Origin of the sequence: Planococcus sp. APC 3906 (assembly GCF_030407685.1) — a bacterium.
GTDB classification, from domain to species: domain Bacteria; phylum Bacillota; class Bacilli; order Bacillales_A; family Planococcaceae; genus Planococcus; species Planococcus koreensis.
In genome coordinates this window covers 1-25,113 of the sequence record NZ_JASDCW010000030.1, presented here as the reverse complement: position 1 = coordinate 25,113, position 25,113 = coordinate 1, and the positions used below count along the sequence as shown (strand labels likewise).

Annotated in this window: 23 protein-coding genes; 10 read left to right on the top strand and 13 right to left on the bottom strand. The window is 47.5% G+C overall.

The window, feature by feature from the left end; genetic code table 11:
* Positions 1–145 precede the first annotated feature (145 nt).
* From cshA to QMA09_RS14510, 5 genes are all read right to left on the bottom strand, one after another.
* Complete coding sequence (cshA, locus tag QMA09_RS14530; RefSeq protein WP_290213612.1) at positions 146–1,669, bottom strand: degradosome RNA helicase CshA; 1,524 nt, start codon at positions 1,667–1,669, stop codon at positions 146–148.
* A gap of 304 nt (positions 1,670–1,973) precedes the next feature.
* Positions 1,974–2,699, bottom strand: coding sequence for an alpha/beta hydrolase (locus QMA09_RS14525; RefSeq protein WP_290213611.1), 726 nt, complete (start codon positions 2,697–2,699; stop codon positions 1,974–1,976).
* A 16-nt stretch (positions 2,700–2,715) separates the two neighbouring features.
* Positions 2,716–4,074 (bottom strand): UDP-N-acetylmuramoyl-tripeptide--D-alanyl-D-alanine ligase, encoded by a 1,359-nt coding sequence (locus QMA09_RS14520; protein ID WP_290213610.1) that lies wholly within the window; start codon positions 4,072–4,074, stop codon positions 2,716–2,718.
* A 13-nt stretch (positions 4,075–4,087) separates the two neighbouring features.
* Positions 4,088–5,158: a D-alanine--D-alanine ligase gene (locus tag QMA09_RS14515; RefSeq protein WP_290213609.1), complete on the bottom strand. Its 1,071-nt coding sequence runs from the start codon at positions 5,156–5,158 to the stop codon at positions 4,088–4,090.
* Between the two features lie 154 nt (positions 5,159–5,312).
* Positions 5,313–6,083: a hypothetical protein gene (locus QMA09_RS14510; RefSeq protein ID WP_135504974.1), complete on the bottom strand. Its 771-nt coding sequence runs from the start codon at positions 6,081–6,083 to the stop codon at positions 5,313–5,315.
* 161 nt (positions 6,084–6,244) lie between these two features.
* On the opposite strand from QMA09_RS14510, the gene QMA09_RS14505 reads away from it, so the two are divergent.
* Complete coding sequence (locus tag QMA09_RS14505) at positions 6,245–7,432, top strand: FtsW/RodA/SpoVE family cell cycle protein (RefSeq protein WP_135504973.1); 1,188 nt, start codon at positions 6,245–6,247, stop codon at positions 7,430–7,432.
* 38 nt (positions 7,433–7,470) lie between these two features.
* Here QMA09_RS14505 and QMA09_RS14500 read toward each other — a convergent pair whose 3' ends face one another.
* Positions 7,471–7,602, bottom strand: a complete 132-nt coding sequence (locus QMA09_RS14500) for an Lmo0850 family protein (RefSeq protein WP_277751548.1) — start codon at positions 7,600–7,602, stop codon at positions 7,471–7,473.
* A 260-nt stretch (positions 7,603–7,862) separates the two neighbouring features.
* On the opposite strand from QMA09_RS14500, the gene copZ reads away from it, so the two are divergent.
* Positions 7,863–8,084: a copper chaperone CopZ gene (copZ, locus tag QMA09_RS14495; RefSeq protein WP_135504971.1), complete on the top strand. Its 222-nt coding sequence runs from the start codon at positions 7,863–7,865 to the stop codon at positions 8,082–8,084.
* 144 nt (positions 8,085–8,228) lie between these two features.
* A complete protein-coding gene (locus QMA09_RS14490) occupies positions 8,229–9,398 on the top strand; it encodes an MFS transporter (protein WP_135504969.1) in 1,170 nt (389 codons plus the stop codon).
* A gap of 83 nt (positions 9,399–9,481) precedes the next feature.
* Here the strand turns inward: QMA09_RS14490 and QMA09_RS14485 are convergent, their stop codons facing one another.
* Together QMA09_RS14485 and QMA09_RS14480 are read right to left on the bottom strand one after the other, a co-directional pair.
* Positions 9,482–10,339 carry an SDR family oxidoreductase gene (locus tag QMA09_RS14485; protein ID WP_290213608.1) on the bottom strand — a complete coding sequence of 286 codons (858 nt, stop codon included), beginning with the start codon at positions 10,337–10,339 and terminating at the stop codon, positions 9,482–9,484.
* Positions 10,340–10,474: 135 nt separating this feature from the next.
* Positions 10,475–11,761, bottom strand: coding sequence for an MFS transporter (locus tag QMA09_RS14480; RefSeq protein WP_290213607.1), 1,287 nt, complete (start codon positions 11,759–11,761; stop codon positions 10,475–10,477).
* A 113-nt stretch (positions 11,762–11,874) separates the two neighbouring features.
* Here QMA09_RS14480 and QMA09_RS14475 point away from each other — a divergent pair, with 113 nt between their 5' ends.
* Positions 11,875–13,089 (top strand): helix-turn-helix domain-containing protein, encoded by a 1,215-nt coding sequence (locus tag QMA09_RS14475; protein WP_290213606.1) that lies wholly within the window; start codon positions 11,875–11,877, stop codon positions 13,087–13,089.
* Between the two features lie 47 nt (positions 13,090–13,136).
* Here the strand turns inward: QMA09_RS14475 and QMA09_RS14470 are convergent, their stop codons facing one another.
* On the bottom strand, positions 13,137–14,255 hold the full coding sequence (locus QMA09_RS14470) for an NAD(P)/FAD-dependent oxidoreductase (RefSeq protein WP_290213605.1): 1,119 nt from the start codon (positions 14,253–14,255) through the stop codon (positions 13,137–13,139).
* Between the two features lie 163 nt (positions 14,256–14,418).
* On the opposite strand from QMA09_RS14470, the gene QMA09_RS14465 reads away from it, so the two are divergent.
* The 5 genes from QMA09_RS14465 to cls all read left to right on the top strand — a co-directional run bounded on the left by QMA09_RS14465 (position 14,419) and on the right by cls (position 20,039).
* On the top strand, positions 14,419–15,270 hold the full coding sequence (locus QMA09_RS14465) for an MBL fold metallo-hydrolase (protein WP_135504960.1): 852 nt from the start codon (positions 14,419–14,421) through the stop codon (positions 15,268–15,270).
* Positions 15,271–15,444: 174 nt separating this feature from the next.
* Complete coding sequence (locus tag QMA09_RS14460; protein ID WP_290213604.1) at positions 15,445–16,707, top strand: glycosyltransferase; 1,263 nt, start codon at positions 15,445–15,447, stop codon at positions 16,705–16,707.
* Positions 16,652–17,371, top strand: a complete 720-nt coding sequence (locus tag QMA09_RS14455; RefSeq protein WP_290213603.1) for an HAD-IIB family hydrolase — start codon at positions 16,652–16,654, stop codon at positions 17,369–17,371. Before QMA09_RS14460 ends, QMA09_RS14455 begins: the two co-directional genes overlap by 56 nt.
* Positions 17,372–17,563: 192 nt before the next feature.
* Positions 17,564–18,394, top strand: a complete 831-nt coding sequence (locus tag QMA09_RS14450) for a squalene/phytoene synthase family protein (RefSeq protein ID WP_135504956.1) — start codon at positions 17,564–17,566, stop codon at positions 18,392–18,394.
* A gap of 190 nt (positions 18,395–18,584) precedes the next feature.
* Positions 18,585–20,039: a cardiolipin synthase gene (gene cls / locus QMA09_RS14445; protein WP_135504954.1), complete on the top strand. Its 1,455-nt coding sequence runs from the start codon at positions 18,585–18,587 to the stop codon at positions 20,037–20,039.
* 51 nt (positions 20,040–20,090) lie between these two features.
* On the opposite strand, the gene QMA09_RS14440 is transcribed toward cls, so the two are convergent.
* Entirely contained in the window at positions 20,091–21,050 is a 960-nt protein-coding gene (locus QMA09_RS14440) for a M15 family metallopeptidase (RefSeq protein ID WP_290213602.1), read from the bottom strand.
* Positions 21,051–21,171: 121 nt separating this feature from the next.
* Here QMA09_RS14440 and QMA09_RS14435 point away from each other — a divergent pair, with 121 nt between their 5' ends.
* The gene (locus QMA09_RS14435; protein WP_290213601.1) at positions 21,172–22,323 is read left to right on the top strand and encodes a 3-phenylpropionate MFS transporter; all 1,152 of its coding nucleotides are present in this window, start codon (positions 21,172–21,174) and stop codon (positions 22,321–22,323) included.
* Positions 22,324–22,997: 674 nt separating this feature from the next.
* Here QMA09_RS14435 and QMA09_RS14430 read toward each other — a convergent pair.
* The 3 genes from QMA09_RS14430 to QMA09_RS14420 all read right to left on the bottom strand — a co-directional run bounded on the left by QMA09_RS14430 (position 22,998) and on the right by QMA09_RS14420 (position 25,031).
* Positions 22,998–23,243: a hypothetical protein gene (locus QMA09_RS14430; protein ID WP_290213600.1), complete on the bottom strand. Its 246-nt coding sequence runs from the start codon at positions 23,241–23,243 to the stop codon at positions 22,998–23,000.
* 50 nt (positions 23,244–23,293) lie between these two features.
* Entirely contained in the window at positions 23,294–24,073 is a 780-nt protein-coding gene (yidC, locus tag QMA09_RS14425) for a membrane protein insertase YidC (protein WP_135504946.1), read from the bottom strand.
* A gap of 172 nt (positions 24,074–24,245) precedes the next feature.
* The gene (locus tag QMA09_RS14420; protein WP_135504944.1) at positions 24,246–25,031 is read right to left on the bottom strand and encodes a helix-turn-helix domain-containing protein; all 786 of its coding nucleotides are present in this window, start codon (positions 25,029–25,031) and stop codon (positions 24,246–24,248) included.
* Between the last annotated feature and the right edge of the window lie 82 nt (positions 25,032–25,113).

The window sequence follows — 25,113 nt, the reverse complement described above, 5'->3', positions numbered from 1 at the left end:
GTTTCAGTCCATTGTACATCAGTTTGAAAGCGCAAAAAAGGTGGATGCGAAAACAGTTTCCTGTTTTCGCATCCACCTTGTATTTTAGCTTACACTTTTCTTATGATATAGCTCCAGTGCTGAACCAGCACTTACGCTTTACTTCTTAAGATTCGTGACGGCGAGTGCGTCCTGGACGTCCTCCGCCGCTTGTGCTGCCTTCACGGCGTCTTGTTGCGCCAGAACCACCAGCTCCAGTGCCTGAACGGCTTGAAGATGGACGGCCTGATCCAGTTGAACGGCTGCCTTTATAGCCTCCGCCACCACTGCTGCGTCCGCCTTTGCCTTTATAACCTCCGCCTCCGCGGGATGGCAATGGGCGTTCTTCCGAAATTGATACTGGCGTATCTTCCGGTTCTTTCGTCATTGTTTTAAGGGAAGCTGCAATCAAATCGACAGCGTCAAACTTCTCAAGCATTTCTGCCGCTAGTTCGCGGTAGTCGCCCAAGTTGTTTTTCTCAGTCATTTCTTGCAATTGTTCCATCGCAACGCGTTTTTGGCCTAGTACGGCTTCATCAGCAGTCGGCGGAATCAAAGCTTCCATTTTTTTCTTCGTTGTACGTTCAACGATGCCCAAGTAGCCCATTTCACGTGGTGTTACAAACGTGACTGCGACTCCTTTTTTACCTGCACGGCCAGTACGGCCGATGCGGTGAACATAGCTTTCAGGATCTTGTGGAATATCAAAGTTGTATACGTGTGATACGCCTGAGATATCAAGTCCGCGAGCTGCTACGTCAGTTGCAACTAGAATGTCGACTTTACCTGCTTTGAATTGCTTCAAGACAGACATACGTTTCGCTTGGCTCAAATCGCCGTGAATTCCTTCAGCTACATAGCCGCGGATATTCAAAGCATGAGACAATTCATCAACCCGGCGTTTTGTGCGGCCGAAGACGATTGCCAATTCTGGCTGCTGAACGTTCAAAAGACGTGAAAGGATATCGAATTTTTCGCGTTCTACCGATTTAACGAAGAACTGCTCAATGTTCTCAACAGTCATTTCTTTTGATTTGATTTTAACGATTTCTGGAGTCTTCATGAATTTCTCTGCAATGCGGCGGATTGCATCCGGCATAGTTGCTGAGAACAACAATGTTTGGCGAGTATCTGGCACGCTTGACATGATTGTTTGGATGTCTTCAATGAAGCCCATGTTCAACATTTCGTCAGCTTCGTCCAGGATCAATGTGTTTACATTGTCCAATTTAAGCGTACGGCGGTTGATATGGTCCAAAAGGCGTCCTGGTGTACCAACGATGATTTGTGGGCGGTTTTTAAGTGCACGGATTTGGCGGCTGATTTCTTGGCCACCGTATACTGAAAGGATGCGCACGTTTTTATCTTGGCCCAGTCTGTACAACTCTTCTGAAACCTGGATTGCTAATTCGCGAGTTGGCGCAATGATCAATCCTTGGACATTGCCGTCTTTGGTGTCGATTTTTTCAATCAACGGAATACCGAATGCAGTTGTTTTACCAGTACCAGTCTGTGCTTGGCCGATAATGTCCTTGCCTTCCATACCTAAACGGATTGTACCTTCTTGGATTGGTGTTGCTTCTTCAAACCCCATGCGTCGTACGGACTTTAAAGTTGTTTCGCTAAGATTTAATTCTGAAAATTTTACCAATTTTTTAATCTCCTTTTGTCTTCATCTTATTTACAAATGGTGTACATTTTTAGATGAAATCGTGACAAAGTCGAGCCTTTATGAGGAAGTTTCACGTCGAAAATCATACTCTGTAGTTTTAAGTCAGAGGGGATGTGTGAACAGAAAAAGCTCGGGCGTTGCCGAGCGGTCTGATCGGCGGGTTTTGATGCCCTATAAGTAGAACAAACCGTTTTGCTCAAAAAAATACTCTTCACAGGGAAGAGTGTCTCAAAAATGTATCCATTGCTTTCAATAGAATAACACGGTTAATAAGTACTTGCAATCAATACGCAAAGGTTCCAATAATCAGTTTACTCTCGCCTTTCTTCATAAATACCAAAACCCGGATGAACCAATCCTCGCAATCCTCGCTATAGCAGATCATATGCTTCCCGGTTTCCGACCGGATGATCTGTTTATCTTCAGAAGCGATATTGTCATAGATGAAGTCCGCAGCCGATACTGGCACCACCCCATCCTTCATCCCCTGCACAATGCATGCAGGAATGTGGATGTTCTTGTAATACGGTTCGACCAGCTTGACGACTTTTAAAAATTCCCGAGTCGACAGCATCGGTGTATTGACGAGTTTGTATTGATAGCGCTGGTAAAACTCATTTTCCGCCAAGCGCCTTTTTCTGGCATCTGACAACGCACCTTTGACTTCCTCTATTAATTGCAGCGGGCTAATGTATTTGGCCGCTGCGCTTAACAACACAAGGCGATCGATTTTATAACGCATCGCCAAATACATCGCAATCAACCCACCCATGGAAAACCCGACAATGATGATCCGGTCGGAAGATTTCTTCAATTCGCGCAGAGCCAATTCCGCTTCCATCAGCCAGCTGTCCGCTGTCATATTTTTCAACGCAAGCGTATCGCCATGCCCCGGAAGCGTCGGGATCGAGATGTTCCAATCCGTCTGTTTCTTTAGAAAATCAGCGAACGGCTGAACTTCATACGGGCCGCCCGTAAATCCGTGGATGCACAAGACGCCAGTTTTCAAACCGTTCACCTCCAATTCAATTTGCCGTGAACGGTTCAATGACCTTTTCAAGCGCCATGCCGCGTGAGCCTTTTACCAGGATGATGGAATCCGATGAGATGCGTTCTTTCAGAAATTCGATGATCGGCGCATAATCATTTTCGCTCCAAATCACTTCACCCGAAAACGAAATCGCGAGTTTGTCGCGCAGCCACTTCATGCGCGGGCCAAACAGGCAGACACCCGAAATCTCGTCGGAGATCAATTTCGCCATGTCTTCGTGATATCGCTGCTCATTGTCGCCAAGTTCCAGCATATCGCCAAGCACTAGCCATTTATCTTCTTTCATCGTCGTCTCCCGCAGGAAGTTCAATGCGGCCCCCATCGAAGAAGGCGCTGCATTATAAGCGTCATTGATGAACGTCGCGCCGTTGTCCGCTTGGATGATTTGCATGCGCATATCCGTCAATGCCGCGTTTTTTAAGGACCGGCGAATTTCTTCTTCAGTCAGCCCCGCTTCAAGCGCCACCAAAATGGCCGCTAACGTGTTCTTGACCTGGTGTTCACCAAGGACTGGAATCGTGAATGCTGCGTCAATGATGCCGCTGACTAAAAAGCTGCTGCCATTTTCAGTCGCTTTGATGTTCGTGACAGCCAATTCGTTGTTTTCGCCGAAGCCGAACGAAACCGCCTGCGGAAACTCCTCAACAAACGGCAAGAGCAAGGGCTCATCACCATCATAAAAAAGCTTGCCATGGCTCGCCATGCCAGCGGTGATTTCAAACTTGGCCTGGGCGATGCCTTCGCGCGAACCGAGGTCTTGCATATGGGCTTCGCCGATATTGGTGATGATGGCGTAGTCCGGACGTGCCAATCGGGATAAAAATTCAATTTCCCCAAAGCCGCTCATGCCCATTTCAAGGACAGCGAACTTCGTATCTTCATCGAGCGACAAAATGGTCAACGGCAAGCCTAGTTCATTATTCAGGTTGCCTTGCGTTTTCTGCACCTTGAAATAGGGTTTCAATACGCTTGCCACCAAGTCTTTGGTGGATGTTTTGCCGTTGGAGCCGGTGATGCCGATGACCATCGTCGACAATTCATTGCGGTAAGACCGCGCCATTTCCTGCAGCGCAAGTTTGCAGTCATCGACGATCAAGAGCGGGACGTCTTTCGGCGGATTCGGCTCATCGCGCTGCCAAAGGCTCGCGGCTGCTCCCGCTTCGAAAGCCTGGCGGACATATTGATGCCCATTGACATTTTCTCCGCGGAACGGCACAAACAGATCGCCCGGTTTCAATGTTCTCGTATTGATTGAAACCCCTGTCACAACGACGCCTTTAAAGTTCGTTTTTATGTCCAGCCATTCGGCTAATTGCTCAATCTTCTTTTTCATATAAGGTCTCCACTCAATCTATTTTTACTTGCAGTATCTGTTTATCGTCATAGCGCTCAATCGCCAAATCAATCAGACGCTCAATCAAATCCGGATAAGCAAGCCCCGTATTTTCCCATAATAGCGGGAACATGCTGTATGGCGTAAATCCTGGCAATGTATTGACTTCATTAATCAGAATTTCATTGTCTGCGGTAACGAAGAAATCCGCACGGACGAGTCCAGAGCAGTCCAATATTTTAAATGCTTTTTTCGCAGATTCCACCAATTCCGCATAAACGCTTTCCGGCAGTTCAGCGGGAATGATCATTGCGGTATTGCCATCTTTGTACTTGGCTTGGTAATCGTAGAACGCTTTTAGCGGCTTGATCTCGCCTGCAACTGAGCATTCCGGGTGGTCGTTTCCGAGGACGCCGATTTCAATTTCACGCGCCGCCACACCTTGTTCGACGACGATTTTGCGGTCGAATTTCAATGCCTCTTCCACTGCTGCAGCCAATTCTTCTTTGTTGTCCGCTTTGCTGATGCCGACGCTCGACCCTAAGTTTGCGGGTTTAACGAAAACCGGCCATTGCAATTCAGTGGCAATGCGCTCCACTAATGCATCTTGGTTCTGCTGCCATTCGCTGCGGATGAAATAGACATATGGCGTCTGGTTCAATCCAGCAATTTCAAATAATTGCTTCATGACCACTTTGTCCATGCCTGCAGACGAAGCCAGTACACCATTGCCGACGTAAGGCAAGTTCATCACTTCAAGCAAACCCTGCACCGTGCCGTCTTCTCCGTTCGGTCCATGCAGAAGCGGGATGATCACATCGAGGCTTTGTCCGCTTTCCGCCGGCAAGAAGCCGGATATATCATTCGGGGTGGATGCCTCCTGGCCGATTTGGAGTTGTTCAATCGAATCAACCGGCCCTTCGAGCAAGGCTCCTTTTCTCCATTCCCCTTCTTGCGTTATATAAATCGGATATACTTCGTATTTCCCGAAATTCAAAGCTTTTGTAACCGCACGTGCAGTGGAGAGCGATACTTCATGCTCTGCCGACTTGCCTCCATATAATAAACCGATCTTTTTCTTCATCAGTAAACCTCCGCTATTGTCCAGTTGTTGGGCACCTTGGCGCTTTCCCTATGGATTTCTTTTTTCATAATGATTAGTTTATCACGAACTGCTGTAGACGAAAAATTTTTTCCGGCCGGATGCAAAAAAAAGAAGCAATGCTTAGTACCAAGCATTACTTCCATTGCTTCAATTTGCGGTCGAAGACGATTTTGCGGTCGACATCCTGTTTGATGTACCCTTGAATATCCGACCAAAACTCATCAAGAAACGAAATTTCTTCAACCGAACGGATGTGCAGTTCGATGGTATTCTTCGTTTTTTCCGGATCCGCAAGTGAAATCAAGACACCTTCACGGTAATCATTTTTGAGCGTATTCAAAAGTTCCAGCGGCAATTCCGGTATCAAGTCTTTGGATTTGCGCCGCCAAAAGTTTTGGCCATTCGCTTCTCTGCGGATTACTTGAGTGAAATAATTGCCTACTAATTCGTTCAGCCGCTCCAACGAGCGGAAATAAATTTTGGTCGTCTGCTCTTCTTCGCTCGACAGGTAGACGAATTCGTTTTGTAAAGCGGCGTAAAAAGGCGGCCGTACCGCTTCTTTTTTATGGCCAATATAGAGAAGTTCAGCTTGTTCCTGGGGAGTCAGCGAATTCAGCTGCTTTTCATTTTTGAAATCGATCCAGCAAAACTCACTTTTCTTATTGCCCAAGCCTTTGCGAAGCTGTGTAAATTCTTCCTGTGCGACAAACTCCAAATATGTATGCATATTGAAAGAGGCATCATCATAACTGTGTTTCAGCAGCAAGAGGTTCTTCGGCATTTTCATGGCATCCAGAAATTGCGCGAAGGTAAGACCGCTGAAAATAGCGAATCGATCAGCTTCGTTCAAATAAATGTATAAATGCTGTATATAATAATCCGCGTTCAACGGTTTTTTGACCATGTCCCCCACTCCAATCTCCTTTTTTCATTATACGACCAATCTTTTAAAATATGAAACATCATAGCTCTATTTTCGTCATTACTTTTGGTATAGGCATATTTTCTGTGGATGCGCTATAATATTAACCGACTCTCAATCTAAAAAAGTACAGGTGAACTCAGATGCAAACAAACAAGAGCATTGCTGATCGCATCGATTGGTCGCTCGCTTTTATCTTATTCCTATTCTTTGTGGTCAGCTTGATCGCCATTTCTTCGGCTCAGACATCCGGACAATATTTGACGAATTTTGTGCCGCGCCAAGGGATTTTCTACATAATTTCCATTACCATGATTGGCGTGCTGATGTATTTTGATTCAGAGCAATTTAAAAAGATGGCTTATTATTTATACGCCTTCGGCATTTTTCTCCTCATCGTGCTGATGATTTCCCCTGATGGCCCCGGCCAGATTGCGGAATCGGTAAACGGTGCAAAAGCTTGGTTCCATCTGCCTTTTTTCAATCTGCAGCCGGCTGAATTCATGAAAACCTTCTATATACTCGCGCTGGCGAAGATGATTTCTTCCCATCACGAGAAGCATCCCCTAAAATCGCTGCAGACTGATTTCATGCTGCTCGGCAAAATCGCATTGATGTTAAGCGTTCCACTTGGATTCATCCTGCTGCAGCCTGATTTAGGGACGTCGCTCGTATTCATCGCCATTACACTCGCGTTGACGGTCGTTTCCGGCATTTCCTGGAAAATCATCGCACCGAGCTTTGGCGGCGTTGCGGTAATCGGCGGCAGCCTGTTGTGGATGGCTGTCAATATGCAGGCTTTCCTGTCCGACAATTTCGGCTTGAAACCCTATATGTTCGAACGGATCTATACATGGCTCGATCCTTACGCCTATGCAGAATCAGGCGGGTATAACCTGATAGCCGCCATGAACGCCATCGGTTCCGGAGAAGTGTTCGGCAAAGGCTATCAAGGGCGCCAAGTCTACGTGCCGGAAAACCATACCGACTTCATCTTTACGGTCATTTCGGAAGACTTCGGCTTTGTAGGAGCCAGCGCTGTCATCATCCTGTTTTTCATGCTCATCTACCATTTGACAAAAATCACGCTGCAATTGAAAGATGTCTTCAGTACGTACGTATGCGCTGGAATCATCGCGATGATTACATTCCATGTATTCCAGAACATCGGCATGACGATCCAGCTCCTGCCGATCACCGGCATTCCGCTTCCGTTCATCAGCTACGGAGGAAGCTCGCTGATCGGGAATATGCTCGCACTCGGCATTGTCTTCAGCATGAAATTCCATCACCGGAACTACATGTTCGGCAACGATAAAGAAGCAGATTAAAAAACTCCGGCGCATCGGCGCCGGAGTTTTTTAATGGATTATTGGATTTGCGGATTTTGCGGCAAAGCCAGCGCCTTCAATAACTCCACACGTGATTTTGTGATTTTGGCGTGGATTCCCAGTTTCGATAAATTTGAAACGATTTTGCGAACTTCTACGTCTTTCGCCATCCAGATCACCTCTTTATATTATTCATACTGTTATTGACGTTTTGCATCATTTCTAGTTTCGTATGTAACCGCTAAATATTTGACTTTTCTGTGTCTACGTATATAATACCATCTTTGCCAGCTTTTAAACTTTTCATTTTGATGACATTGTGAATAAATTGTTAATTGTTTCATTTTTCAACGTGCAAATGTTAATATGAAGACAGAAATAGAGTGTTTGACACATTCTCTCAAGCATTAAATCCAAGGAGGAGTTAATAATGACAGAACAAATCACATTACCAGTAAGCGGCATGACCTGCCAGCATTGTGTGGGGCGTGTCGAGAAAAACGTTTCCGCTTTGGCTGGTGTAGATAAAGTGGATGTTTCTTTGGAAAATGCATCAGTGGCTGTTGCATACGATAAATCGGCAGTTTCTGTGGACCAGATCACTGAAGCAATCGAAGACGCAGGTTACGATGTCGGCGCACCAAAAGCGTAAAATTCAATAAAGCCATGAAAAGCGCGCCGGTTTATGCCGGTGCGCTTTTTTGCATGGGCCGCCCTGTCCGATCTTTATTTGTCGTTCTCCTGAAACAAAGGTAAAATGAAGGCACAGCCTTTTCAGAAAGCAGGAAGTATACATATGAAAAAAACGATTTTATTGTTGATGTCGGTCCAGTTTTTTGTGTATTTGGGTTTCGGTATCATTATCCCGATCCTTCCGGAAGTGATCGTGCAGCAAGGATATGGCGAAATCCATGTCGGCGGCTTGATCACCATTTATGCACTTGCCTCCTTTTTCACCGCTCCTTTATGGGGCAGGCTATCCGACAATACAGGGCGCAAACGGCTCATTTTAATCGGGCTGGCCGGTTTCAGCCTGAGCTTTTTCCTGTTCTCGCTCTTCCTCGACAACCTGGCGCTGCTGTACCTTTCACGCATCATCGGCGGGCTTTTCTCCGGAGCGCTTTATACGGCAGTGACCGGCTATGTAGCTGATATCACAAGCGATGAAGACCGCAATAAATACATGGGGCTGCTCGGCATGTCCATTGGCCTCGGATTTATCTTCGGTCCGGCCATCGGCGGCTTGCTCGGCTCGATTTCCTTGTCGCTGCCATTTACAGCTTCCGCTGTGCTGGTGCTTTTGCTGATGGCCTATGCGTCGCTCGTTTTAAAAGAACCTGTGCGCCAAGGCGAAGCCGTCAAGCGGAAATTGCTGCCGAAAGGAGCAAGCGTCCTTTGGCAATACCGAATTCGCTATTTGTTCCTGTTTTCGTTCTTAGTGACTTTTTTGCTGGCAGGCCTCGAGTCGACGTTCCAGCTGTTCCAAATCGACCAAATCCAGATCACACCGCTGCAGCTCGGCTATTTGTTCATCGCCAGCGGCTTGGTGGACGCCGCCATCCAAGGAGGCGTTGTGCGCCGTATTAAAGACGGCAAAGAAACGCAGTGGATCATCGGGGCCCAGATTGTAACGGCTGCCGGCCTTTTCCTTTTGCCGTTCACGACGAGCCTGGTATTCGCCGGAATCGCGTTGAGCATTTTCACTGCCGGCAATGCCTTAGCCCGGACAGCGATCGTATCGCTGACTTCCAAGGAATCAGGCGGCAAATACGGCACTGCGGCAGGGGTTGCGTATTCGATGGATAATATGGGGCGCATCATCGGGCCCTTGTTCTTCACGTGGATGCTGACGATACAGTCCGGCGCTGTTTATTATTTATCCGGATCGCTGGCGTTGCTTGCCATCATCCTGGTTGTGCTCTTCAGAAAATCCGCCAATTCTTTACGGACCGTGGAAAACGGCTAAATTCGACATAAATAAAGAGGGACGGAAAAATCATCGATTTTTCCGTTCCTCTTTTTATGTGGATTCAGTTTTTCACGATGCTGTTAATACGGCGTTCCGCCATTGATGTGCAACACTTGCCCGGTTACATAAGACGAATCGTCCGATGCTAAATACACGTATCCCGGCGCGAGTTCATCCGGCTGTCCCGGACGGCCAAGCGGTGTGCTTTGGCCGAATTTCTCAACCTCTTCCGCAGCAAACGAAGCTGGAATCAGCGGGGTCCAGATCGGCCCCGGCGCGACGCCATTTACCCGGATGCCCTCTTTCGCAAGGGATCCTGATAATGCACGCGTGAATGACAGGATCGCCCCTTTTGTGGAAGAGTAGTCAATCAGTTCCGGCATGCCCTGGAACGCTGTAATTGACGTGGTATTGATGATTGAGCTTCCCGGCTTTAAATGCTCGAGCGCGGCTTTCGTCAAATGGAACATCCCGAAAACGTTCGTCCGGAATGTCCGCTCCAGCTGCTCGGCCGAAATGTCTTTCAAAGAATCCTGTACATGCTGCTCCGCAGCATTGTTGACAAGGATATCCAATTTCCCGAATTCGTCCATCACTTTGCCGACAGCTTCCTGGCAGAATGCTTCATCGCCGATGTCGCCAGCGATGAGGATGCAGCGCCGCCCTTCTTGTTCGACCAGCTTTTTCGTCTCCTCCGCATCTTCGTGTTCATCGAGATACATAATCGCAACGTCCGCCCCTTCTTTCGCGAACGCTACGGAAACTGCACGGCCGATTCCACTGTCTCCGCCGGTAATCAATGCTGTCTTTTCAGGCAGCCGATGCGCTTTCCCTGCCAGGTTCCCTTTGAAATCCGGGCGTGGCTCCATCTCGCTTTCAAATCCAGGCTGGCGTTCCTGCTGCTGAGGCGGTAAGTTCTTGATCTTGTCTTTTTCCATTGTCCGATTCACCCTTCCGATTTTTTATGTCTTTGGATTTTTTCCCTGTAACTGCCAATTTAAACATACGAAAACGAAAATCCCTTCCAAACTGCCAGCAGCGGCAATGGAAGGGATTTTCGGATTGGACTGACTTTAATGGACCGGCTTTTTCTGCAATACGGCGGCGAGTTCCGGATATGCTTCCCGGATGATGTTCGGCCGAATCATATAGGCGACTAGCCCGATCAGGCAAAGGCTGCTGCCAAGGACGACGTATTCGGCCGGGACGCTGTCATACAGAAGCCCGAACAAGAGATAACCGAGCGGCATCATGGCCATCGCCATTGATTCGAGAATGCCGAAGACACGGCCGCGGTACTCTTCTTCGACATCTTTTTGCATCATAACGCCGATGGGTGTGTTGACAAAGACATTGGAAATGCCGAACGCGAACATCAGGACGATGAAGTACAGCACGTTCGCTCTATACGACATATCCAGCATCAGTGGCAGCGCGAGGCCCGCTAGAATGATTGACATGGCAAACAAAGCTCTTTTGGAAAACAGCAGCGGGTACTTCACTTCTTTGCGCAGTGAGAAATAGATGGAAGCCAGCAGCATCCCTACCGCGACCATGGCCTCGATGAACCCGAAATGCACCGCCTCTACTTTCATTTGCTGGACGGCGATAAACGGCAATCCGATCATCAGCGCGGAAAAGAAGAAATTCAATCCGATGGCCGTACTGACGATTACCATGATGACACGATTCGTTTTCAAGTATGCCACGCCTTCTTTCATGCTTTGCATCATGGATTTCTTGTCATCTGCCGCAGCTTCAACTTTGGCGCTGAATAATTTAAAGTCCATCGTCGCTTCGAGCAGCAGCGCAAGCAAGTAGCCAGCAATCTGGATAAGCAGGAAGACGTTCATCGAAACGAAACCGAAAAGCATGCCGCCAACGACAGGCCCTCCAATCGCCGCAATCGACAGCGCTGACTGGTTGAAGCCAATGGCTTTTTGGATGCGCTCCGGATCAATCAAATTGGCAATCGAAGCGGAGAACGTCACGCTTGCGAACATCGAGCTGACGGATAACAGCGCAGTTGTTGTGTAAATTGCCGGCAGCGACAGCCCAACGGACGCGCTATAAAGAAGCAGCGCCCCTACAGCCAGTGCACTGGCCAACTGGGAGACAATCACAATCGTCTTCTTGGAATATTTATCGGCAGCATAGCCTGCAAAAGGTGCCAATACCGTCCTTGGCAAAATGCTGAAAATCAAATTGATAGCGAAATTGGCGGCGGACCCTGTTAATGCCAACACGTATAAACTGATGCCGAACGTATAGACACTGCTGCCGAACGTTGAAATAAGCTTGCTGATCGTAAAGGTATAAAGGTGGTAAGTCGCTTTGCGGATGGCTGCTGATTGAGTCATTTTTTCATCTCCTTGCCTTTTGTTTAATTTAATTAAACAAAATATATCATGCTTTCACTGGCATTACAAGCAAAAGTTTAATATATTTAAACTATTACAAAAGAGGTGATCAAGTGGAAACTCTCGGAGAACGCATCCGCAGTTTGCGAAAAGCAAAAGGGCTGACGCTGCAGGCATTGGCGGGCAACGCAATGACCAAAGGCATGCTCAGTTTAATTGAAAACAATAAAGCAAACCCTTCAATGGAAAGTTTGTCTTATATCGCCGGGCAATTAGGCGTCGACCGCAATGAATTGCTTGCTCAAGTTCCGACAGCGGAATTGCGTGAATTGCTGCAAGAAGTGGAAAAACTGAATAAGAAGGAAGGATACGACCCGAAAAACATCCAACCGATCATTGAGAAGATTGAGCCTTATGCGGATAAACTGCCTTTTCGCTATGAGTCTGCCAGGCTTCTTGAAATTTACAGCCGCTGCCTTTATTACGCAAAAGTCCCCACGTGGCAAAAAAGTTTGGAACAAGCAGAAGAAATGTATGAGGGTCTCCATCTCATGAACAATAGCGCTGATGTCCATATGTTCCGGGCCATGACCAAATTCCAGCAACACGATTACACGGAATCATTGCATATGCTCCAAGCTTCGCGCAAAGCGTTCGAAAAACGCGATGCCGTGCTTGATTCATTGAAGAAACTCGATTTTGATTATTTGGAGGCAATTTTATACATGGCCATCGGCGAACGGGAAAACGCCTTGCGTTTGATGGCTGAAGCGCTCGATTATTCGAAACAGCACCAAATCTATTACCGTACCGCCGATTTTTACCGGGCATTAAGCTTTCAAGCGATTTTAAGCTCAGATATTAAAGGTATGAAGTTCAATATCCACAAGCTCCGCCTGTTCTCGGAGTTCTCAGAAGACAAAAATAACGAAGAAGCGGCAGATTTGATTGAAGCACATTATTACAATTCCTTTGTCCAAGATTATGAAAAAGCGATTGCCATTATCGACAAACGCCAATTCGAAGAACAAGATGAAGAATGGTCGCAGTTTTATCTTGAAAAAGGAAAAGCGCTCTTCGGTATGGGCCGTTTTGACGAAGCACTCGGATGGTTAATGCGCCACACCATATCCGAATTCCTGCACCACCCTTATGATTTATCGATGAACTATGAAAAAGACGCTTATCTGGCGTTGATTTACGAACAGCAAGGCAAGCACGATCTGGCCATCGAGCACGCCAGTATTGCCAAAGAACTGATTGATCCAATGCCGGACCTGCCTTACAAGACGTTCATCCTTGGCGTTTATAAGAAAATTGTTCAATAGAAAAGAGCCTTCGCGGTCCGCGAAGGCTCTTTTCTAGATGTGCTGTTTTATTGCCGGTGAAAAACTTCTTCAATATTGTAAAGCGCCAAGTCGATATCAAGCGGAATGCCAAGCGCCAGTTTAGCCAATTCCCGTCCCAGGAAAGGCCCTGCTGTAAGCCCGGACGCACCAAGGCCATTCGCAGCGTATAAATTCGGATGCCCCGGCACTTGGCCGATAAATGGCAACGCACTCGTCGTTGCTGGACGGAACCCGGTTGCTGCGCCAGCCAGTTCACAAGCTGCGAGCCCCGGAGCGGCATCGAGTGTTTTATCCAAAATGTGGTGGATGCCGCCTGCAGTAAGCTTCGAATCAAAGCCTACGCCATTTTCATGGGTTGCCCCCGCCACAATCCGGCCATCTTCGAACGGCACGATGTATTGTCCGAACGGCACCATCGCCACCGGCCACGCTCCCGTGTCTTGCCCGCTGCTTTGCAACTGCAGAATCTGCGCTTTCTGCGGCACGACGTCCAGCGCCAAGCCAAGCGGCTCGAATAATTCCGAAGCCCATGCGCCTCCCGCGGAGACAATGCTGTCCGCATAGAATGCTCCCGCTTCCGTCCTTACACCTTCCACCTTGTCTCCGGCAAGAATCAATGAGGCATTGCCTGTAATCTTTGTGGCTCCGAGTTTCACCGCTGCGCGAACCAGCGCTTCTCCGATCGAGCGGCCATCGACGCGCGCTGCGCCGCTGACATATAGCGAGCCATAGCGTTCTGTCGCAAACGGAAACAATTCACGCGTTTCCTCGGCCGAAAGCCTCTTCACTTCACCCATTTCCGGCGCATCTTCCAGACGCTCCAACGCTTTTGCTTCCATCTTGTCGAGCTTGCTGTCTTCATGAATGCTGACGATGCCCACCTGCTTATAGCCCGTCTCCGTTTCCCCGAGCTCTTCCAGTTCCCCGATCAGCTCCGGATAATACGCGGCACCGCCTTTGGCGAGGCCGTACCACGCCTGATTGCGGCGCTGTGAAATCCAGGGGCAGACGATGCCTGCTGCAGCGCTAGTCGCCTGCCCGGCATCGCCGCGGTCGATCAACGTGACTGCCGCTCCCGACTTCGCTGCATAATAAGCTGCGGAAGCCCCTAAAATACCTGATCCGATAATGATGACTGATTGCATGTATACACCTATTCCTTTATAGTCTTTTGCCTTCAGTTTACTGGAGAACTCCTTCATACTCAAACGCCCCAAGTTGAATTTTCAGCGTTTCGGATTTGATTGTACGTATTCAGGGTAAAACAAGCTATAGAAAACCCTGTAAAATCCGAAGGAGGAATAAACAATGGAAAGAAGTGCATCAACCGAGAAAATCTTGCCGGTGACTTCATTTAAAAGCGGATCCGGTGTTGAATTGACGCCTGATGTCTACTGTTACACAATCCAAGTCGCCAACGTATTCTTTATCGGCAATCCTGCCCTCAGCAATGAATGGGTGCTCGTGGATGCCGGCATGCCAGGCACGTCTTGGCGGCTGTTGAAAGAAGCGGAAAAACGTTTCGGTCCCGACCATAAACTGAAGGCGATCATCTTGACCCACGGCCATTTCGACCACGTTGGCGGATTGATCGATATCCTGGAGAAATACAAAGTACCCGTTTATGCGCATCCGCTTGAATTCTCCTATTTAAAAGGTGCTACGGATTATCCGGAGCCGGATACTACTGTAGAAGGAGGGATCGTTGCGAAGATGTCCTGGGAATTCCCGAACAAAGCCATCGACATTTCAGCCCATCTGAAAGAGTTGCCAGCGGATGGCACAGTGCCGGAAATGCCAGGCTGGAAATGGCTTCATACGCCGGGCCATTCTGAAGGGCATGTATCGCTGTTCCGGGAAAATGGACGGGTGCTGTTAGCGGGTGACGCGTTCACGACAGTTAAACAGGATTCGCTTTATAAAGTGATGACGCAGAAAAAAGAAGTCCACGGCCCCCCTGTCTATTTGACGACTGATTGGCGCGCTGCCTGGGAGTCTGTAACGAAGCTTGCCGACTTGCGTCCCCACACGGCAGGCACAGGCCACGGCAAGCCGATGCATGGCTCTTTGCTTGCAAAAGGGCTTGTGGACCTCACAAATAATTTCCAGGAACAAGCGGTCCCCAAATACGGCAAATATGTAAATCAAAACACACAATGACAGGCTGCCGGAAAGTCCTTTGCGAAAAAGATTTTCCGGCATTTTCTTAAAAAACGATTATTTCCGAAAACTTTTTGCGGAAATATGTTTAGCGTGGCGAAGTAAAGGGAATAATAGTAACCCAGTCTCCGTTTTTACGCGAAACTGAGTTTTTTTGGAATGGAGATGAATTCTATGAGCAGAAAGGCGCTATTTATTTCCGACCATGGCGATCCACTTGCCAAACTTGGCGGCAAACAAGCTGGCGGCCAAAACAATTACGTTAAACAATTGGCATTGGCACTTGACGAGAAAGGCTGGCAAGTAGATGTTGTAACTCATTGGTGCGACGCAGCAGCCCCTCAAATTGAAAAATTCGGCACAGCATGCCGGGTCATCCGTGTAGAAGCTGGCCACAAAGGCTTTGTTTCAAAATACGAAATGTATACGATGCTCCCTGACTTTTATAAAGATATGAAAAATATATTAGCACTTGAAAGTTATGATATGATCCACACCCATTACTGGCTGTCGGGATTGATCGGCAAAAAACTCAAAGAAGAATTCAACCTGCCGTTCGTCCATACATCACATTCCCTAGGCTGGGCAAAAGCGAAAGCGACAGGCATCAAAGACGCTCGCCGCATCAAAGCTGAACGGGCGATCTTGAAAGCTGCAGATCAAGTTATTGCAACGACGAATAACGAAAAACAACTTATCCAAGATAAAATCGTCTCCCATTCTCCCATCAAAGTTATCCCCATCGGGGTTGACCAAGCATTTAAAGTGCGTGGAATCCGTACACATCTCAGAAAGAGCGCCGGCTATGAGACGCCCCTCTTTGTCTTCGCCGGACGTTTGGAAGAAACAAAAGGCATTTTCACATTATTGAAAGCTTTCCAGCTGCTTGTGAAAAAGACCGAATCGGAGTCCACTCCGCGCCTGCTTATTGCCGGCGGTGAGGAAGATGCCATTGACCCAGTGACTAAGTTGCCGTTGGACGATGACTTGCGCAATTCATTGGCAGGAATCGAAGAATACGTCGAGTTCCTTGGGCCTCAATCACAAGACGAACTAGCAATGCTGTTCAATATCGCCACAGCTACCATCGTCCCGAGTTATTATGAATCGTTCGGTATGGTCGCTGCGGAAGCGCAGGCATGCGGAAGCCCGGTCATCGCCTCTGATGTAGGCGGATTGAAAAACGTCGTACAGGACGGCATCACCGGACTGCTCGTCGAGACCAAAAACGAAATCGACTTGGCCATCGCTATGGAAGTGCTGTCCATCAATATTCTTTTGACAGAACGCTTAAGCCGCCAAGCGGTACGCATCGCGAAAAAAGATTTCGATTGGGATTCCATTTCCGATCGCGTCAATTCCATGTATGAGGTGATCATCAGTGACCGCAAAAAAGCATATATTAGCGACAGACCTGGACGGGACATTAGTTGGTGACCCACAGGGGCTTCAGCAGCTGTTGGATTTCTATCAGCAGCAAACGTACGATGTAACATTGATTTATATTACAGGGCGCTATTACGATTCCGCGCTGTCACTGATCCGGCAGGAAAATTTGCCAATTCCCGACCTTTTGGTGACCGATGTCGGAACCAGTATCTTCAGCGGGAACAGCTTTACAAAAGACCTCGAATGGGCAGATCTGATGCACGATAATTGGATGCCTGAAAAAATAGAAGAAATCGCCGACTCGATACACGGCCTGACAAAACAACCGCTGCCGCTTGAAAACCGGCGCTCGTATTTTGTCGAGGACCCTCAGCCGGTCGAAGAATTAAAAAACAAACTGCAAAGTTCCAGCGTTCCGCACAAGCTGATTTTCAGCGGCGGCCGCGATGTCGATGTATTGCCACCTAAGAGCGGCAAGGGGCAAGCGCTCCAATTCATATTAAAGAAATACCGCATTGAAGACGCCAAGCTTTTGGTAGCCGGTGATTCAGGCAATGATTTGGAGATGCTGACACTCGGCTTCCCTTCTGTCATTGTCGGCAATGCACAGCCGGAACTTCTTGAAAGTCCGGAACATCCCCAGATTTTTCGCGCCACCCGGCATTGTGCGGGCGGCATCCATGAAGCTTGGATGCATTTTCATGGCGAATAACCTTCCTTGGCCGGAACTGGCTTCGGAAGGTTATTTTTATCCACGCCATTTTCGCCTTTTCGAGTATTTATTTGTTTTTTTATATAATTCGTTTATATTTAGTAGAAAGGCAGTTTCGTGTTTTACCGGTTAATCTTTCGGAATCCCTTACATATCACGCCTTGATTCTGCCATGAACAGGAGGAAATTGAGATGAGTAAAACCGCGAATTTACAAAAAGAGTCCATGGTCATGCTGAAAGAAACGAGCCGGACTTTTTTCATCCCAATCAATTTTTTAGAACCCACTTTAAAAAAAGCGGTCGCTTCGGCGTACTTATGTATGCGGGCAATCGATGAAATTGAAGACCATCCCGAACTCGAGGACGGGGCAAAGCAAAAATTGCTTCTTGAAATCAGCAAGATGCTTAAAACCACGTTCGACAGGGATGCCTATCAAGCTTTAATCTCCCCTTACCTTCACCTTTTGCCGCCGGTTTCCCAAAGGCTTGCTGACTGGATCAGTGTTTGTCCGCCGGAAATCGTCGAAAAAGTTAAGGATTCAACAGCGGTGATGTCTGCAGGTATGGCAAAATGGGTTGAAAAGAAATGGGTTATCGAAACAAAAGAGGATTTGGATGATTACACATATTATGTAGCCGGCCTCGTCGGAACAATGCTTTCCGATTTATGGAAGTGGTACGATAATACCGACACTGACCCGGAACTCGCCATCGGATTCGGCCGCGGTTTGCAGGCTGTCAACATGCTCCGCAATTTCGATGAAGATTTGGAGCGCGGCGTATCGTTCGTCCCTAAAGGCTGGACGCGTGATGATATGTACCATTATGCCAACGAGAACTTGGCACAGGCGGACCTTTACGTCAAACCGATCAAAAACAAGCGCATCCTGATGTTCTGCAAGGTTCCGCTGGCATTGGCCCACAGCACATTAAAAGCATTGAAGTCTGGCAAAGAAAAAATGTCGCGCCAAGAAGTCGAAAACATTGTCGATCAGTTGAAACAAGAAGAGCAAATAAACTAACACCACAAACGCATTCAATCTTTTTTGAATGCGTTTTTTATATGCAATTCCTTCTGCGAAACGACCAGCGTTTATTTTATTTAAAAATAGGAAAAACAACTTACATAATATCATAAATTTTTTTATCAATTCATACGAATAGTCTATACTAAGTTATATAGAGACAATTTACGGTTATCGGAGGGAAATCATGACAGTATCCATCATCGGTATTTTGACTGCAGCAATTTTCATCATTAACGTCTTTCTGGCTGCTGCCCTTGTTTTTCTAGAACGGCGCGATGCCACATCGACGTGGGCCTGGATTCTGGTCTTGTTTTTCATTCCCATTTTCGGATTTTTCATCTACCTTCTGCTGGGCAGAAAACTACGTAAAAAGACCCTTTTCAAATGGGAAGGCCGTTCACGCGTCGGAATCGAGTCATTGATCAGCCATCAAATGGATGCGCTGCACGATGAAACGTTCGTTTTTAAAGACCCTGCTGTCCACGATTACAAGGACATGGTTTATCTGCATTTACGGAATAACGGCGCCGTTTTGACGCAAGACAATGACGTGCGCATTTTCAATGATGGCCGTGAAAAATTCAATGCGTTGATCAAGGATATCGAAAGCGCCAAAGACCATATTCACATCCAATATTACATTTTCCGCTTAGATGAATTGGGGACGCGCGTCATGAATACGCTGACCGCAAAAGTGAAAGAAGGCGTCAAAGTCCGCCTGCTTTATGACGACATGGGCTCACGCAATCTTAGCAAACGCCATTTCAAGGATTTTGTAAAAGCAGGAGGCGAAGTCGAAACGTTCTTTCCTTCCAAATGGCCGATCATCAACCCGCGGCTGAATTACCGCAATCACCGTAAAATCGTCGTAATCGATGGCCGCGTCGGCTATATCGGCGGCTTTAACGTCGGCGATGAGTATTTAGGGCTCCACAGACGATTCGGTTATTGGCGGGATACCCATCTGCGCATCGAAGGCAGCGCGCTGCACCCGCTCCAGACCCGTTTCATCCTGGATTGGAACCAAGCATCCACTAGGCATGATATCGAATACGACGAAGTGTACTTCCCTGCCATCCCAGCCAAAGGCACGACGACGATGCAGATCGTTTCCAGCGGCCCCGATGAAGAATGGGAGCAGATTAAGGACGGTTACCTGAAGCTCATCAATTCCGCGAAAGAATGCATTTATATCCAGACACCTTATTTCATACCGGATACGAGCTTCTATGACGCCATCCGGATCGCAACATTGTCCGGCATCGATGTGCGCATCATGATTCCAAACAAACCCGACCACCCGTTTGTCTACTGGGCGACTTATTCCTATGCAGGCCAATTGCTGAAAGCCGGTGCACGCGTCTTTGTTTACGACAACGGCTTTTTGCATACGAAGATGATTGTCATCGATGACAAAGCTTCAACCGTCGGCACTGCAAATATCGACGTCCGCAGCTTTAAGCTCAATTTTGAAGTCAACGCCTTCATCTACGACGAGAAGGTTGCACGCGAGCTTACAGCCCTATTCCATCAGGATATGGAGCTTTCCACTGAACTGACCTACGAACATTACTTGGAGCGGGCTCGCATGATCAAAACCAAAGAATCGATTGCCCGCTTGCTGGCACCGATTTTATGACAGCAAAAAAGACGCTTTCGGATATCCCTCCGAAAGCGTCTTTCATTGTTGTTAATGAACACCCAAATATTCTTCCAATGTGATGCCTTTTGCGAAAATTTCTTTGGCCGCTGCATTGCCCACATAACGGAAATGCCAAGACTCATGCATATAGCCGGTAATTTTTTCCGCACCTTCCGGATAGCGGAGGATGAAGCCATATTTATGGGCGTTTGCTTTCACCCATTTTCCGCCTTTTGTCGCGCCGAACGATGCAGAAGCCCAATGCTGTTCCTGGCCGGCTTCCCCGATATCGAACGCAAGGCCGGTTTGATGCTCTGAAAATCCAGGGCGTGCACTGTAGCGGTCTGCCGCTTTCGCTCCATCTTTCGCAGCATATCCTTCATAAAGCTGTTTCTGGCGTGCGAATTCACGGTAAGTACTGAATGCGTTTAAATTGATGCCAGCAGCCTGCGCATCTTTTTTCATCGCTTCAAAAGCAGCGCGGGCTTCCTTGCTTTCACCAGGCGCGTAATTCTGAGGCAGCGGGTGCTGTTTATTGGCCAGCAATATATTATTGATGTAAGTCGGTTTTGCCGGGAGCTTAATCCCGTCCTGGTAAGTCGTGGCATCAGCTGGCTGTTGCTCTGCCGGCTCTTCCTTCGGTTCTTCTGCTGCGGGCGGCTCTTGCGCTTTAGGCTCTTCCGCCGCAGGTGTTTCCGCCGCAGGTTCCTCTGCCTTAGGCTCTTCAGCCGGTGGTTCTTCTTCAACCGGCGGCTCTTGCTCTTGAGGTTTTTCAACAACAGGCTTTTCCGGTTTTTCAGCAGCGGGTTCTTGCACGTCCGCCTCTTCGTCAGGGGCTTCCGTTTCTTCGGCTTGCTGCCCTTTCAACGCCGCAAAGCTCCGTTCGACGTCCCATCCATTGGCGTACAGCCAAGTTCCGGCAAGCAGCAGCAATGCAAGCAAGCCGCCGGCGCCCCATTTTATATACGTATTCTTTTTATCTTGGTTATGTGAATAACGGGATTTCATCGGATTCCCTCTTTCTTTCAACTTCTTTATTATTTTACCATCCCTGCTGCCGAAATTCTCCTCAAACAAGTGAACATTCGTTATACTTTATCATAGACTTCCCATAGATACGAGGTAAAATATGAACAATCAAAAATGGCTTTCTTTAAACTTCTTCGCCTTCTTCTTTACGTGGGGCGTATTCCTGCCCTATTGGACGGGGTGGCTGACAAACGAAAAAGACATGAGCGTCTCGGCAGCCAGCATCATCATGGGCGCCGGCATGATCGCCCGGTCTTTATCAACGCTCTTATTCTTTCCGATTATGACACGGCTGCTGTCGCTCGGCCGCCTTATGCAAGTGCTGGCGATCGCTTCAGCAATTCTCATGGCATTGTACATACCGGCAAATTCATACACCGCTTTGTTCATCATCACGGTCGCCTTCAGCTTCGTGTACCCGAACTTGCTGCCGGCAATGGAAAGCGGAGCGACCGTCCTGATGCAGACCGACCGCATCCACTACGGCAAAAGCCGTTCTTTCGGTTCGCTCGGCTACACGATTGCCTTGCTCATTGTCGGCGCTTTGACAGCCGTGTGGCAGGAAAGCGCTATTCTCTGGGTGATGCTTTCCGGCCTAGCCTTCATGGCCATTACGCAATCCGCCGCTTCACCGGTTCCCCTGCAGATCAAGCCCAAACCTAAGCATGCCGCAAGCAAGGGAGCCGTTAAGGAATTACTTCAATCCAAAGCATTCTTGACGATACTCGGCATTTCAACTTTGCTGCAGGGCGCCCATGCGGCCTATTATAATTACGGCTTCATCTATTTGCAGGATCTCGGCGTCAATAGTTTTTACATCGGCATCGTGCTGAACGTCGCCATCATTTTTGAAATTATCTTTTTCAATAAAGCCGATACATTGTTCCGCAATTGGAGCGTTTCTTCCATGTTCCTCTTGGCTGCCATCGGATCGACAGTGCGCTGGGTTTTAATCTTCCTGTTTCCGTCAGTTTGGGTTTTCGTTCTTTCCCAGGTTTTCCACGCCATGTCATTCGGCGTCGCGCATTTCGCTTTCATCCGCTACATCTTTAAAAACCTGCAGCCCGTCCATATTCCAGCAGCACAAGGCATGTACGCTGCGGTCGCGATGAGCTTGAGCGTAGCGCTGCTGACCATCATCGGCGGCTTCCTGTACGAAATCTCTCCTGGATTGGCGTTCCTTGGCATGGTGAGTTTTTCAGCACCGGCCATCATTGCCGTCCTGCTGACAAAAAAGAAATTCCATTATTAATAGCCGCTACCCCCATACCCTTGGAGGCTTTTACGAATAAATGCGTATAAACCTCTTGAAGGAGCTGGGTATTTTGAAAAGAATTTCCGAAAAAGACATCTTGAATCTCATGCACCAATTGGATGTTTTGCTTGAAGAACGCAAAAAAGAAAGATACACCCATAAAAATACCGCTGCCGTCTAATCTCTTGCAGCCGCATTTCAAAAACAGCACAGCCATTTGGCTGTGCTGTTTTTAGGCCTTCGAGAAACTTGGATATTTGTTATGCATTTCGCTTCAGGCGGACGCTTTCCGCGGGCCTGGCTTCAGCCTCCTCGTCGCTAGCGCTCCTGCGGGGTCTTCAGCTCAGGCTTTGCCCGCTGGAGTCGCCGCCTTCCGCTTCATTCAAAGATATTTCTGAATAACGAGTTATTTCTTTTACTGAAGCACATGAAAGACATACTTTCTGCAGTTTCTTTCACGTTCTCCAGATATGGAGCAAAACAGCGGAGACGCCTGCGGGATAGCGAGACAGCCGAGACCCCGCAGGGAGCGAAGCGACTGAGGAGGCTTGGCGCTCGCCCGCGGCAAGCGTAGCTGTTTTGCGGAATATCAGCTCCATCAGAAAAAGGATTTACCTTTCTCAACAAGCTGAAAACAGCACAGCCATTTGGCTGTGCTGTTTTTATGGAAACTATAAAATAATGGTCGCGAGAACGACGAAGAACAGGACTACAAATATAACGGACATGCCGAGCATCCATTTCGCTTCACGGTCCATCCCCTTCGCTTTCATCTGCCGATAGCGGAAACTGTTCGTCAACACGAACAGCACTGTCATGAACAACACAGCAAAATCCAATTTCCTCATTACGACAAAAACGAGCGAGGCAATGCTCAATGCTGCAATCAATAGCCCCTGCAAAATCTTGCTATTCAATAGGTTCAACTCCAAAAAAGAAAGCCGGCAAAATTTGCCGGCTCCTTCTATTATTTTTTCTCTTCAACAGATTCCAGCGCTATTTCTGGATGATCCGAATAGAACTTCCGGCCGATGAATGTTTGTACGATCAACAGGATACCTCCGACTGCCCAGTAAACAGGCAATGCAGCCATCGATGTAAACGAAACGAACATGATCATGATCGGTGATAAGTAGACGAAAAACTTCATCTGCTTCTGTTGCTGTTCCGGCATTGTCCACATGGAAACTTTCGCTTGGAAGAAATAGACCGCTCCGGCTATCAACGTCATAGCGATATCCGGGCTCCCCAAGTTAAACCAAAGGAATTCATGTGATTTCACATCCGGCGAATACAGGATTGCAAAGTAAAGGCCCATAACGATCGGCATCTGGATGACGACCGGCAGACAGCCCATATTCAACGGATTGACGTCATGCTTTTTATAAAGCCCCATCATTTCCTGCTGAATCTTCATCTGCTCTTCTTTATCTTTCGTTTCTTTCAACCGCTTTTGGATATCTTCCATTTCCGGGCGCAGCTTGTCCATTTTGACTTTCATGCCTTGTTGGCGCTTGTATGTGCGCAGCATGAATGGCATCAAGACCAAACGGATGATGACTGTAATGGCGACAATCGCCAACCCATAGCTGCCATTGAACAAATTCCCTAGGTAATCCAAGGAAAAATCAAATGGAGCTACGAAAAGCGTATAGAAAAATCCTTCTTTGTTCTCGACTGCAGAACAGCCGCTCAATAGTAATACGGATACCGCCAATAACGACAGCAATGTAATTTTCTTTTTCAATTTAGTCACCTTCACCTTTTTCAACTATAAAGAAGTATACCTATATGCCGGAAAAAATTCAATCGATGGGTCAAAAAGCAGCCACTTTCTTGCGCCCTGTGACAATATTAAGGCTGTACAAGCTGTCACACCAACGGTTGGAGGCAAGAAAAAAAAGGAGAATTGATTCTCCTTATTTCGCGTTCGGCAAGTTATAGCGGAAGTATGGAATATGCTGGCTGTCACGGAATTGCTTAGGCGTGACGGTCGTATATTTCTTAAAGATGCGGGTGAAATAGCTTTGATTGCAAAAATGGAATTGCTTCGAGATGTCAGAGATACCTTTGTCTGAATGGCGCAGGTAATACTGAGATTCTTCAACGCGGCGGACATTCAAGTACTCGACGAGCGTTATGCCTGCGTGTTCACGGAAGATGCGTGACAGATGGCTGGTTGAAATATTGAAATGCTTGGCGATGTCTTCGACCGACAAATCCCGTTCAACTTCGTCATTGATGAACATCACGACTTTATTGACCGTCTGGTGGCCGAACGAAGGCTGTTTGCGTTCTGAAATAACCGAAGTAAAAAACTCGATCAGTTCATCTGCTACATACAAAAACTCCGAATCATTCATATGCTTTTCCACCAGCTCGACGCAAGCCACGTTAAAAGCGAAAGCTTTTTTGGGAGGTACGCGCATTTCATACAGTTTGCGAGCCATTACAGACGAAAGTACTATATAGTAATTCCGCACTTGGCGAATCGTTTCTTTCCCTGAGCGCAAAGCAATCAGATCAATAAGCGACCTCAAGGTTTCTTTTGCACGCTCTTTTTCGAGATGGTGAATTTCATAAATTAATTGTGTCTCTATTTCAAAAAACTTATCCATACCTTCATACTGTCCAATAGTCTCACTTTCATTCATGAAAATCTTGGAAATAGTTTCTTGAATTGTTGGCATAGCAATCATGTTCATTTTTTCCCCGTCTTTCTTTGTACAAGTTTTTGCAGTCGTTATTCCTACTATATACTGAAATAGTCAATAAGAACATAGCTCG

Coding starts and splice junctions, on each gene's coding strand:
- QMA09_RS14500 (WP_277751548.1), bottom strand. CDS start 7,602: ATGGCGAAAGACGTAGAAGTTCGCAAAATCGTTTCAAATTTATCGAAA.
- QMA09_RS14420 (WP_135504944.1), bottom strand. CDS start 25,031: ATGAACATGATTGCTATGCCAACAATTCAAGAAACTATTTCCAAGATT.
- QMA09_RS14505 (WP_135504973.1), top strand. CDS start 6,245: ATGCAAACAAACAAGAGCATTGCTGATCGCATCGATTGGTCGCTCGCT.
- QMA09_RS14440 (WP_290213602.1), bottom strand. CDS start 21,050: ATGAAATCCCGTTATTCACATAACCAAGATAAAAAGAATACGTATATA.
- QMA09_RS14480 (WP_290213607.1), bottom strand. CDS start 11,761: ATGACTCAATCAGCAGCCATCCGCAAAGCGACTTACCACCTTTATACC.
- copZ (WP_135504971.1), top strand. CDS start 7,863: ATGACAGAACAAATCACATTACCAGTAAGCGGCATGACCTGCCAGCAT.
- QMA09_RS14520 (WP_290213610.1), bottom strand. CDS start 4,074: ATGAAAAAGAAGATTGAGCAATTAGCCGAATGGCTGGACATAAAAACG.
- cls (WP_135504954.1), top strand. CDS start 18,585: ATGACAGTATCCATCATCGGTATTTTGACTGCAGCAATTTTCATCATT.
- QMA09_RS14485 (WP_290213608.1), bottom strand. CDS start 10,339: ATGGAAAAAGACAAGATCAAGAACTTACCGCCTCAGCAGCAGGAACGC.
- QMA09_RS14465 (WP_135504960.1), top strand. CDS start 14,419: ATGGAAAGAAGTGCATCAACCGAGAAAATCTTGCCGGTGACTTCATTT.
- QMA09_RS14470 (WP_290213605.1), bottom strand. CDS start 14,255: ATGCAATCAGTCATCATTATCGGATCAGGTATTTTAGGGGCTTCCGCA.
- QMA09_RS14515 (WP_290213609.1), bottom strand. CDS start 5,158: ATGAAGAAAAAGATCGGTTTATTATATGGAGGCAAGTCGGCAGAGCAT.
- QMA09_RS14435 (WP_290213601.1), top strand. CDS start 21,172: ATGAACAATCAAAAATGGCTTTCTTTAAACTTCTTCGCCTTCTTCTTT.
- QMA09_RS14490 (WP_135504969.1), top strand. CDS start 8,229: ATGAAAAAAACGATTTTATTGTTGATGTCGGTCCAGTTTTTTGTGTAT.
- QMA09_RS14510 (WP_135504974.1), bottom strand. CDS start 6,083: ATGGTCAAAAAACCGTTGAACGCGGATTATTATATACAGCATTTATAC.
- QMA09_RS14460 (WP_290213604.1), top strand. CDS start 15,445: ATGAGCAGAAAGGCGCTATTTATTTCCGACCATGGCGATCCACTTGCC.
- QMA09_RS14450 (WP_135504956.1), top strand. CDS start 17,564: ATGAGTAAAACCGCGAATTTACAAAAAGAGTCCATGGTCATGCTGAAA.